At 35.3% G+C, this 11,773-nt stretch carries 8 protein-coding genes; 1 reads left to right on the top strand and 7 read right to left on the bottom strand.

Annotated features, from left to right (window positions below; all coding sequences use genetic code 11):
• Positions 1 to 143: 143 nt before the first annotated feature.
• From J4050_RS14450 to panC, 7 genes are all read right to left on the bottom strand, one after another.
• A complete protein-coding gene (locus J4050_RS14450; protein ID WP_208155309.1) occupies positions 144 to 4,424 on the bottom strand; it encodes a DUF8693 domain-containing protein in 4,281 nt (1,426 codons plus the stop codon).
• A gap of 258 nt (positions 4,425 to 4,682) precedes the next feature.
• The gene (gene radA, locus J4050_RS14455; RefSeq protein ID WP_208155310.1) at positions 4,683 to 6,041 is read right to left on the bottom strand and encodes a DNA repair protein RadA; all 1,359 of its coding nucleotides are present in this window, start codon (positions 6,039 to 6,041) and stop codon (positions 4,683 to 4,685) included.
• Between the two features lie 185 nt (positions 6,042 to 6,226).
• Positions 6,227 to 7,402 (bottom strand): alpha/beta hydrolase, encoded by a 1,176-nt coding sequence (locus J4050_RS14460; RefSeq protein ID WP_208155311.1) that lies wholly within the window; start codon positions 7,400 to 7,402, stop codon positions 6,227 to 6,229.
• Between the two features lie 78 nt (positions 7,403 to 7,480).
• Positions 7,481 to 8,629 (bottom strand): alpha/beta hydrolase, encoded by a 1,149-nt coding sequence (locus J4050_RS14465; protein ID WP_208155312.1) that lies wholly within the window; start codon positions 8,627 to 8,629, stop codon positions 7,481 to 7,483.
• A gap of 42 nt (positions 8,630 to 8,671) precedes the next feature.
• On the bottom strand, positions 8,672 to 9,625 hold the full coding sequence (locus tag J4050_RS14470; RefSeq protein WP_208155313.1) for a lysylphosphatidylglycerol synthase transmembrane domain-containing protein: 954 nt from the start codon (positions 9,623 to 9,625) through the stop codon (positions 8,672 to 8,674).
• A gap of 4 nt (positions 9,626 to 9,629) precedes the next feature.
• Positions 9,630 to 9,980: an aspartate 1-decarboxylase gene (gene panD, locus J4050_RS14475; RefSeq protein ID WP_208155314.1), complete on the bottom strand. Its 351-nt coding sequence runs from the start codon at positions 9,978 to 9,980 to the stop codon at positions 9,630 to 9,632.
• A gap of 13 nt (positions 9,981 to 9,993) precedes the next feature.
• Positions 9,994 to 10,845 carry a pantoate--beta-alanine ligase gene (gene panC / locus J4050_RS14480; RefSeq protein WP_208155315.1) on the bottom strand — a complete coding sequence of 284 codons (852 nt, stop codon included), beginning with the start codon at positions 10,843 to 10,845 and terminating at the stop codon, positions 9,994 to 9,996.
• Positions 10,846 to 10,952: 107 nt separating this feature from the next.
• Between panC and J4050_RS14485 the strand changes: the two genes are divergently transcribed.
• Positions 10,953 to 11,765, top strand: coding sequence for a glycogen/starch synthase (locus tag J4050_RS14485; protein ID WP_208155316.1), 813 nt, complete (start codon positions 10,953 to 10,955; stop codon positions 11,763 to 11,765).
• The last annotated feature ends 8 nt before the right edge of the window (positions 11,766 to 11,773 follow it).

Below are 11,773 nucleotides of genomic sequence, written 5' to 3' on the forward strand. Positions count from 1 at the left end.
ATTAAAAATAACTTTTGGATTAGGTTTATGAACCGGTTTGAAGTTCCTGATTAAAAAAATCGAATCTCAATGACTTAGATTCCTTAAAGTGTTAACACCTTTTAATATAACAAAATCAGTATTTTTTAAATACGTATTGAGCCTTAATTGACTATTATCTTCTTTATTAAAACTTGTTTTGTTGAAGTTTGTAATCTTACAATATAATTCCCTGAAGTCAGGTTTGTTAATTGATACTCGCTATACGTTTGGCTAAATAAGTTAGATGTTGAATATACTGTTTGTCCTAGGACATTAATGATTTCTAATGAATCAAATTCTAAATTGTTTGGGTTCAAAATGACAATTTTATGTCTTCCTGAAGCATAATACAGCTTAAGTTCCTCAATAGTTTCATCTAATTGGGATAGTACTTCGTCATCTCCATTGCTAAATACAATTTCTAACCTATCATTGAATTGCCCTTGATCTGATGAAAATTCATATGGGTTATTTGATGCTAAATCAAAAAATTCTCCCGTTAAATTATCCTTTATATAGATTGGAAAATCCTCAGGAATATTTTCTCTTTGCGTAAGCTTAATAGAATATTGGTAAGAACCTGAAGCGTTTAAAGCCAAAGCTACACTTTTATCTTCCCTTAAAGCACTATAGGCTTGCATGGTCATTAACTGATCCCCTAAAATTAAATTTAAATCATCTTCATTATTTGCAGCATTTTTTGCTTCATAACCATAGTCATAATCGTCTGAAGTAAATTCACTGAAACCTAATAGTAATTCTCGTCTTGTTTGCGGACCATCCACAGAGTTAAACTCTAATCGGATTTTACTCATCACACCTACCTCTGAATTAGCATTGTCTGAATTTGAAGACTCCGTATTTGAGCCGTTTCTAAAGAAAACAGAACCGTTATTGTAGGTGCCATCAGCATCAGACTCTTTTATGAAAAGACGTTGACTATTTTTGAAGACGACAGTGCCACTAGCCGCTATTTCAGTAATAAAGCCTTGACCAACTGGTAAATAGCGAGAAGGTGTTTTTGTACCATCTTGATTACCATTATTATCCCCTTCAAGGCCAACAAATTGAAACGCTCTGGTTGCTCCTAACTTATTGACTTGTGCATAGCCACCATTGTATTCATCTAAATAGTGTGAACTACCACTCCATTGCTGCCATAATTGAATAGTACCATCTATTACGCCTTCATTATCATCGATAAATTGGTGCAAATCTATGGCGGATGGATAAGGATTTCCCAAAAGAAAATCTGTTTTAGACTCCGAAGGGACAGAACCACTTCCACCAACATCCGTTACAGAAATTTCAATGGTTCCGTTATTTGGTTTTCCTTCAAAAACATATTGCTGTTCAGAAGCTGAAATTCCAGTTCCTTTTTGCGTATAGCCAACACCTGGTTGAATTGAAGAATTAGGGTTTAACGATGCCCAATCATAATATGTAAGTCCATTAATAAAGGTATAGGTCCAGAATGTGCTTATCATACCTAATTGGTGGTATGAACTTGTAAATTCAAATAAACTTCCGTCTGGCTTTTTAAGCATATTTAACTTAAATGCAGAATTGTTGGAATTATTGGAGTTTCCGTTGTTATCTGTAAGTGCTGAAATACCTACACTTCCAACTGGAGAAGCCCAGTAGTTATACCAATAATGACTTGGTGTGCCTTTTTGTCTCCTCAATATTTTTCCTGTGGACGAAGTCACTAAATCACTGGTAATAGCTTGAACTAATTGTGAATCTCCTTGGAGGTCTAAAGTTCCGTTTAACTCTAGATAACTAGTGTTTTCAATCTTGTTTTCTCCGTTTATGGTTAAAGATTCATTGCCATCTATAATTAAACCAAAATTAGTATGCGAACTGTTTGTAAATACGTCATTTTTGATATTTACAATACTCCAACTTTTATTGGTATTAATCTGTTCTATATCCCAAACATTACCATGTAACCATGTAGATTGGCTATTCCAAGACCCACTTGATGATGTTTCGTAAGGCATTGGTGCTGTTTGTTCTTGAGCAGTAGTAATATTTATCAGATTCAAGGTGTTTATTCCACTCGCATGATTTAAAGTGGTGTTATTTTTTATGTTAGTCATAGGATAATAGGCCAATAAATTAGACCATGAAACCCGAGCTTCTGTTCTCCTATCTTCAATTAGTTTTGGCACAACTTTTCCTTTCACATATCCCGAGCTCTCTTCAATTTCTTGATATACCATTTGCTGGATTTGATCATCACTTAATTGGATATCAAAAACTCTAATTTCATCAATGTTACCAGTAAAATACTCCTTGTTTGTTACACCTCTAGATAGACGTCCAACTTCAAAATTACCATTCCAACTCCCTGAATCTTCAATTGTAGCGCCTATAAGTGAAGGGTCTGTAACCTGAGATTCCAACTGGCCATCGATGAATAATGCAAATTCTCCCGTGGCGTTAGAAAATACACCAGTAATGTGGTGCCATTCGTTGTAGCTTACTTCTATTCCGTTCAGTGTATGGGTACCTGCCGTATCGGTATTTATCGTAAACATTAACTTATTTCCATTTTGCACGTAGAGCTTAGCTGAATTACCTTCACCTAGTATTGTTGCCATGGCATTACCACTATTACTTGCATCAATCTTTACCCAAGCCATTACAGTAAATTGGCCTAAACTATTTAGAATACTATTCCCACTTAAATAATCATTGATTCCATCAAAATCTATAGTAGCAACCACTGGTGGATTAACATTGAATAAATCACGATAGTCTAAATCTCCGCTAGAAGTAAGGTCACCATCGGTATCAGGTAAAACTGAGCCACTTGGATTATCAATTTCATCATTGACATCGTTTGAATCATTGGTGTTTGACCCTTCAAAATTATCATCTAGTCCGTCGTTATCTAAGTCTATATTTAATGGCAGGTTAGCCATCCCATTTTCTTCTATATCTGGTATTCCGTCATTATCAGAGTCATTGTCAACATAGTCATAAACTCTGTCAAAATCGGTGTCAACAGGCACTCTAGTAATACCTAAAACATCATCAAATCCGTCTCCATCACTATCAGTAATAGCAGGACCTAAACCACTTGGACTAATATAAGTTAAAGTTCGTTGGGCTTCAATATTATCTGGTATACCATCATTATCGGAGTCTAAGTCTAAAAAATTAGGGCCAACCAAACCATCTGTGTTTACAGGTACAGTACCTGTTCCTGCAGAAGAAGGTATTCCGAGAGTTGCAGGGAAACCTCCAACTCTGCCATAGGCTCTGCCATCATTTGATCCTCCAAAAACACCTGGATCTGTATCTATCCCTCCAGATTCTAGAACATCGGTAATACCATCGTTATCACTATCTAAATCGAAATGGTTGGGTACGCCGTCTGCATCGAAGTCTAAATTGGTACAGATTCCCGAAGCATTCAATGTACAGAAGTCTGGGTCCATATAGTTAGGTGTACCATCGATATCGTGATCTTCAGACGGATTAATCCCACCAGATTCATCGATATCTTTTATACCATCATTATCATCGTCTAAATCGTCGACATCACTCATCCCGTCCTTATCATGATCTGGGAGTGTTAAAATGAACATTTTACCATCACCATTATCAATAGTTGATGCAGTTAAAGTCGCCTTGGTAATTAAAGATCCCGTTGGCGCAATGTCATCTAAATAAAAAACGGCAATACCTAATGTCCCCCTGTTTTTCACGACCCTGTCACTTAGCCAATAGTCTGACCCAACGGGTGGTGGATTAACAGCCCCAGGGGTTCCTAGGCCATTTGGCCCACCAGTGCCTGTGCCTCCAAAACCCCATTGCGTAGGTGCTTGATTTACAAAAGTTTCCCCTAAGGATTGTTCTGGCCCTCCATCTTCTGGAATTCCAAAAAATTCTATGTGATAACAGTTATTGGCATTCTGTTCTGTCACAGCAATTACACCACTAGAACTGGCAACTATTCCATCTTCATACAATAAGGTAAATCTTTGTGAAGTGGTTATTTCTTCAGCGGTATAGTCATCACATATATTCTGGCCATTCCCGTTAGCTTCAAAATAATAAAAGAGATTCAAGGATTGAAACGCTTCTAATGCAGTGGCATTCCATGTTGGACTAGCGCTAGAAGTTTCAACATTTATTCCGTTTTCAAGAATGTTATTCGTAGGGTGTCCATTTGGACCTAATTGAGTAAGTTCGTAAGCCGTAGGAACTCCAAAAGAAAAATAGACATTTCCATTGACAGTAATACTTTCTATAGTTGCTGGCTGATTTATACCAGTCTGGACATCACTCCATTGAAAGGAAACACCGGATTGGATGCTTGGCGCATTAGTTTGCGCTGTTAAAATTGCTGTAAAAAAGCATAATTTAACTAAAAGTAATTTTTTTAACATAAGCTATAATAGTTGGGACTTATTATAATCTCATACTAAAAAACAATTCTAGTGCAATGGAATTTCTAAGGAGGGATAATTGAATGAAAGTCTAATAAACTAAAATAGAATTCCATTCAAGTGTAAACAAATATACACTAACTGACAAGATAAAAGTTCTTTTTTTTCGATTAAATGAATATTTTATCCGACGAAGTGTGCCTTGGAACGATGAAATACACATTTAAAAGTTATAATAAAGTACTGTATTTCAGTAATTTAATTTATAAACAAAACTAAATCTTCAATTTTAGACAGCAATTGTACTTTGACACCCGTGGTGGTATGATTGAATTTATTGTATTTAGACACAAAAATGGTCGAAAAACCTAGTTTTTCAGCCTCCAAAATACGCTGTTCTATGCGCTGAACTGGACGTATTTCTCCAGACAAGCCTACTTCACCAGCAAAACAATAATCACTAGGCAAGGCAATATCTTCATTTGAAGAGAGAATTGCAGCAACAACTGCTAAATCAATAGCTGGATCATCAACTGTAATCCCACCTGTTATATTTAGAAAGACATCTTTTGCTCCAAGTCTAAAGCCTGCTCGCTTTTCTAAAACAGCCAGAAGCATATTTAATCTTTTGGCATTGAATCCTGTAGCGCTTCGTTGAGGAGTACCATAAACTGCTGTACTTACTAAAGCTTGAACCTCTATCATTAATGGTCTTATACCTTCTAATGTGGCTGCAATAGCATGGCCAGATAATTCACCGTCCTTCTCTGAAATTAAAATCTCCGAGGGATTAGAAACTTCTCTTAAACCCGAGCCTTGCATTTCGTATATACCCAATTCATTAGTAGAACCAAAACGATTTTTATGGGCTCTTAAGATTCTAAACACATGGTTTCTATCTCCTTCAAATTGAAGTACGGTATCTACCATATGTTCTAAAATTTTTGGCCCTGCTATATGACCATCTTTAGTAATATGACCAATTAATAATACTGGTGTTGCGGTTTCTTTAGCAAACTTAATGAGTTCGGTGGTACATTCTTTAATCTGTGAAATGCTGCCCGCAGAAGATTCTACATATTCACTATGAAGTGTTTGTATAGAATCAATAACCACGATTTCTGGCTTCAAGGACTCTATTTGTTTGAATATATTTTGAGTTTTGGTTTCAGTAAGGATATAGCAATTGGAGGTCGCAGGGTTAATGCGCTCCGCCCGCATCTTTATTTGTTTCTGGCTTTCTTCTCCAGAAACGTAAAGCGTTTTATAATTTAACTTTAAAGCAATTTGAAGCAGTAACGTGCTTTTGCCAATACCTGGCTCACCTCCTAAAAGCGTTAAAGACCCTTTTACCAAACCGCCTCCTAAAACACGATTAAATTCTTCATCGTAAAGATTATACCTGGTTTCTTGGGTAGTATCTATTTCATTAATTCTTAAAGGCTTGGAAATCCTTTTAGTACTATTGGACTGAGATTTCCAATCGTTTTTTTCTGGTTTTTGTACAACCTCTTCCACGATGGTATTCCATTCTTTGCAAGATGTGCACTGGCCTTGCCATTTGGCATATTGACTTCCACAATTTTGACAGTAAAACGTAGTTTTTACTTTAGCCATCTTTTAGCTTTCTGAGTATAAAATGAGAAAGCTAAATTAATTAATTTTAGTTGATGTCTTTAAACCAATGAAAGAAAGTCAAAACCTTGATGGTTATTAATTTTGAAGGCATATTTGAAATGAAAAACGCCTTAGTCTTATTAAAAAGCGCCTCAAAAAAATAATCCGTTGACGGTATTTTGCGTTTAGTTGTCTTCATCCTCTTCTATTTCTTCATCTAATTCTGTTACAGACAACTCCTCTATTTTTGATAAAATAAATTTTCTATCTATATGAGCCACATCATTGAGATCAACCGTAGATTCATAAAGCTTTTTCGCTTTCTTTATCTTGCCTATTTGCTCAGCGTGTTGCGCTAAATAATAAGTGCCTAAAAGCGATGTTGGATCTAACTTCTTAGCTAATTTTCCTATCTTTTCTAAAGATTCTAAATCATTTCTTTGATTGGCAACTAGTACAACTTTTTGTATTTCTTCTTCCGTTATTAGTTTTGTTATACCAAAAAGCTCTTCAATTCTGTCATAGCGATCAACTAAATATTTATCTAAAGTACCTCCATAGGTTAGTACTTTCTCTTCTAGTTCTTTTTCTCTCAGAGGTTTGTACAATTCAAATATCTTATCGAACGATCGAGCGATTGCACTACTAACCAATGTATAATGGTTATCATTTTTGAAATCATCGAAGTAATATGTTAAATACTGATTTTTTACTTGTGCTATCTGATTATTGGCATTTAAAACTGCTTCTCTGATATATGGAAGGTCATTATCTGCCGTTGCCATATAATAAAAGATATCATCCTTAAAAAATTCCAAGCGTTGGCCAAGATAGTCTCTTACCGTACCTGATAAATCCGGACTTATACTCACGTATGCCTTAAATAAAGGATCTTTCTTAAATAAGTAGGAATTGATGAAGTTACCCATAAGGTCGTGTCCCACAGCTACACGAAATTTACTAGTGCTATATCTATCGTCTAAATATGGGATGAGCTCATCTGCCACGAACTCATGGAACCGCAAGCCAGACTCCTTTGGAAGCCCTGTGACTTGATCGCAATAGCCATCCCAACGCCTTTCATTACCCTGAACTATACCAACAATTATTGATCCTGGCATATCATCAAAATAGGTCTGAAAATCTACTTGTCCTGCCACTGGTTCGAACAAGTAGTCACCATCGAAAACAATTATGAGGGGATACCGCACTTCTGAAGACGGATCGTAATTCTTTGGCAACTTAATTTTTAACTGTCGCGTTGTGTTAAGCCGAGATGATTTTATTTCTTTGTAGCTTATTTGTGCACATATAGGAATGGACAATAAGAAGATAAAAACTATCAGAATAGTCTTTCTCATAAGTCAGTAGGTTTAGATTTGGGATATCAAACATACTAAAATATCGTTAAGTTGTAAATTATTTTCGATGAACTGCAATCAATTCTTCAAAGCATCTTGGGTATCATACATTTTTTCTAGAATCACCTCTTTATCTATAAATTGAGATGGTTTTAATAATAAGCCAGATTTATAACGCTGGAGCGCTCGCTTTAAATTACCTTCCCTTTCATAATATAATCCCATGTAATAAGAGCTTAGCATGGATTCTGGAAACTCGTTTTTAACAAGTTTCGCCAACTTCTCCAGTGATTCTAAGTCATTTTTTTTATCACAAGCGGCAGCAATGGCTCTAATATCATTCTCGATAAGCTTTTTTTCAAAGCCATAGAAATATTCTATATCATCGTATTTTTTTGTGAGATACTCAAAAGGCGAACCTTCATAGGTGAGAATCTTTTCATTGTACTCTTTACCATTAATTGGTTTATACAATGCAAAAATGTCATTTAGCGCTTTTGGGATACCACGACCAACTAAAGAATAATGGCTAGCATCTTCAAAATTATCGAACTTATAGCTCAACTTAGCGTTATCAATGGTCTTTAGTTTTGCATCGCATTCAATAATTGCATTTCTCAACGCTTTAATATCGGCATCAGCGGTTGCCATGTAATAGAAAGTTTCTTGTTCAATGGAAGAGAGCCTTTCAAATAACCTATTTTGCATTTGAGGTGCCAAATCTGGACTCAGGGCAATGTAGGCCCTAAATAAAGGCACATCTTTAAAAAGGTAATAATTAAGGAAATTCGCGCTTAAATCATGCCCTACAATAATCCTAAAGTTAGAACTACTGTAGTTTTCTTCCATAAATGGTAACAATTCTGCAGCTAAGAATTCATAAAAATCAGCTCCATCGTGCGCAGGGAAAAAGGTGTCTTCATCGTAAAAGAAATCATTCTCTCTAGTTAAGCCTTGATTTATTCCTACTAGTATACAATCTGGTATATCTTCCCAATACGCTTGGTAATCTATATTTCCGGCCATGGGCTCAAACAAATAATCACCATCTAAAACAACGACTAATGGATAAGTTCGCTTTTCTTCTGCATTATAATTTCTGGGCAACTGTATTTTTAATTCGCAGGTTCGCTCTAACTTATCAGAATCAATTGTTTTATAAATTGCTTGTGCAAACAAGCTGACTGAACAAAAGCATAGGAAAAAGGAAACATATAAAATCCTCATAATAAGTTAAATTGAAAAGTTAAAGCAAGGTAAAAAATATTTCTAAACCTTCTTTCTATTGTAAATAGGAAGATAAATTAAAGATAATCCTCCAAGAATAATAATTACAAGGGTTTGGGTAGACCACATAATCCAACCAAAAGCCCTACTTGGATCCTCAGGAAGATTAAATACTAAAAATGCGATTACAACAGCTTCTGGAAATGAGCCTATACCTCCATTGGTTGCGGCAATACTGAAGCTCGCTAAAATAAAACCAATTAACGCAGCAGCCAAAGAGATATCATTGAGTTCTGGCAAAGCAAAGGTGGTTACATAGAACATTAATACATACATTCCCCAAATAAAAACAGTATGAAAAATGAATGCCCATTTTTTCTCCATTTTAAAAATGCTTAAAAGCCCTTCCAACAAACCACTTAAGAAGCCTTTTATTCTAATAATGTAAGCATTAGTACTACGCCTTAAAATTATAATTCCAACAAAACCAAGTAGTATTAAAATTAAACCGGCGATTATTAAAGTAAGTGGGTTAAACTTTTCAATGAAGAAATTGTATATAAATTCAAATTCTAAGAATAAAGCGATAAGTATTACCAACAACAACATTAAAGTATCTGCTATACGCTCAGCAACAATGGTTCCGATCCCTTTGTCAAATGGTACTTTTTCATAATTTGTAAGAATCGAAGCCCTTGCAAGTTCTCCTGCTCTTGGTATTGTGAAGTTTATGAGATAAGCAGAATACACTGCCATAAAACTATTGCCAAATCTAGGCTTGTAACCTAATGGCTCAACCATATACAACCATCTATAAGCTCTTGAGGTATGACTTAAAACGCCCAATACTGCTCCCAATAAAATCCAACTATAATTGGCATTTTTAAAATATTGGATTAAAGTGGGTATGGATATCTGGGATAGCGAATACCATACTAAAACTATACCTAAAAGAAGGGGTAGTACAATTTTTAGAATAGATTTAGGTTTGCTCAATGGGCTATTTTAAAAGATTTGTAGCTTCGTCTGGGAAAACTAATGACGGCTTAAATACTTTAGCCTTTTCCATATCCATAAAGGCATACGTAATAAGGATAAGCGTATCACCAACAGCTACTTTCCTAGCTGCAGCGCCGTTTAATGTTATTTCACCGCTATTTCTAGGGCCGGGAATACAGTAGGTCTCCAAACGCTCACCATTATCGTTATTTACAATCTGAACTTTCTCTCCTTGAATGATATTTGCAGCATCCATAAGATCTTCATCAATTGTAATACTACCTATATAATTTAGGTCTGCGCCTGTACATTTAACGCGATGAATTTTCGATTTTACAACTTGAATTTGCATGAGGCAAAGGTAATTAATTTAATGCGATATTATCTATAAGTCTAACATCGCCAGCATATACAGCAATAAAAACTCTATAGCTCTTCTTTATTGATTTTCTTTTTACTGGTTTTAAGGTTTCCGAATCAGCGATTAAGACGTATTCTAAATCTAATAAGTCTTGCAACTTAAACTCATCTTCAACCCATTCCGTAACATATTTAGCACTTTTTGTGCCAAACTTTTCTTTGGCAGTTTTTAGCGTTTTATAAATAAACGGAGCTGCCAATCTATGCTGTAAAGATAGGCGTGTATTTCTAGAACTCATTGCCAAGCCATCTAATTCTCTGTAAATAGGACATCCAATAATTTTTACTGGCAGTTTGGTTTTTTTCACAAGGCTCTTAATAATAAGCAGCTGCTGATAGTCCTTTTCACCAAAAAAAGCACAATCTGGTCTAACGATTTCGAAAAGGCGTTTTACTATTGTCCCAACACCATCAAAATGACCTTCTCTATAAGCGCCTTCCATAACATTATCTAATCCGTCAAAATCAAACCTTTCTGTTTTGAGGGTTTGCCCATAAATATCAACCACTTTAGGGGCATATACCAATATTTTTTTGGAGTCTACGGTTTTTAAAAGAGCAATATCAGCATCAAGTGTCCTTGGATAGGTCTCGAGGTCTTTTTTATTGTTGAATTGAGTAGGATTAACAAAAATGCTAACGACCACATATTGCGAATCATCTAAGGCCCTCTGCACTAAAGAAAGGTGACCCATATGGAGCGCTCCCATAGTTGGCACAAAGCCAATTACCAAACCTTCTTGCCGCAAGGACTCAATTCTGTCTCTTAATTCACTTTTATGATGAAATATTTGCACCTTCCTTTTAATTTTAATGCCTGCAAACATAATATTTTACTGGCAATCTGCACAAAATTTTGTACTTTTGCATGTTTTTACATTTAAATTTTAAACGTAGCTGATTTATGAAAGATAAACGAATATTATATGTGTCTTCTGAAGTGGTTCCTTATTTACCAGAAACAGAAATTTCTTCAATGTCATTTGAAGCTCCTAGAATGGTAAACAAACAAGGTGGACAGATACGAATATTTATGCCGCGGTTTGGAAATATTAACGAAAGAAGACATCAGCTACACGAGGTCATTCGCCTATCTGGAATAAATTTGGTTATCAATGATTTAGATATGCCTTTGATTATTAAAGTAGCCTCTATTCCTAAAGAGAGAATTCAGGTGTATTTTATTGATAACGAAGAGTACTTTAAGCGCAAAGCCACTTTAACGGATGAGGACGGTAAATTATTTGCAGACAATGACGAACGTGCTATATTCTTTGCTAAAGGAGTTATCGAAACGGTGAAAAAACTAAATTGGGCTCCAGACATTATCCATGTTAATGGTTGGCTTGCCTCATTATTACCACTTTATCTGAAGGAATATTACAAAACTGAGCCTCTTTTCACAGAAAGCAAAATAGTGACTTCTGTGTACAATCAAAGCTTCGACGGCACGTTAGATAATAAAATGATCAACAAAGTTTTATTTGACGGATTGGATAAAGAAGTCATTAAATCTCTAGAAAAACCTAACTACAATAACTTAATGAAAATAGCCATTGATAATTCAGATGCTGTTATAAAAGGTTCAGAAGAGTTAACAAAAGAGTTGAATGACTATATCGACGAATCCTCTAAGCCCGTTCTCGAATATCACTCTATTGAGGATTTTGCCGATCCATATACTGAGTTTTATACCACTCAGGTATTAAGCAACTAATATATATT

It is taken from the genome of Winogradskyella pelagia, from assembly GCF_017581965.1.
GTDB lineage: Bacteria > Bacteroidota > Bacteroidia > Flavobacteriales > Flavobacteriaceae > Winogradskyella > Winogradskyella pelagia.

Excerpts from the sequence above, each read along its gene's own strand:
- J4050_RS14460 (WP_208155311.1), bottom strand. The coding sequence starts at position 7,402 with ATGAGAAAGACTATTCTGATAGTTTTTATCTTCTTATTGTCCATTCCT.
- J4050_RS14450 (WP_208155309.1), bottom strand. The coding sequence starts at position 4,424 with ATGTTAAAAAAATTACTTTTAGTTAAATTATGCTTTTTTACAGCAATT.
- panD (WP_208155314.1), bottom strand. The coding sequence starts at position 9,980 with ATGCAAATTCAAGTTGTAAAATCGAAAATTCATCGCGTTAAATGTACA.
- radA (WP_208155310.1), bottom strand. The coding sequence starts at position 6,041 with ATGGCTAAAGTAAAAACTACGTTTTACTGTCAAAATTGTGGAAGTCAA.
- J4050_RS14485 (WP_208155316.1), top strand. The coding sequence starts at position 10,953 with ATGAAAGATAAACGAATATTATATGTGTCTTCTGAAGTGGTTCCTTAT.
- J4050_RS14465 (WP_208155312.1), bottom strand. The coding sequence starts at position 8,629 with ATGAGGATTTTATATGTTTCCTTTTTCCTATGCTTTTGTTCAGTCAGC.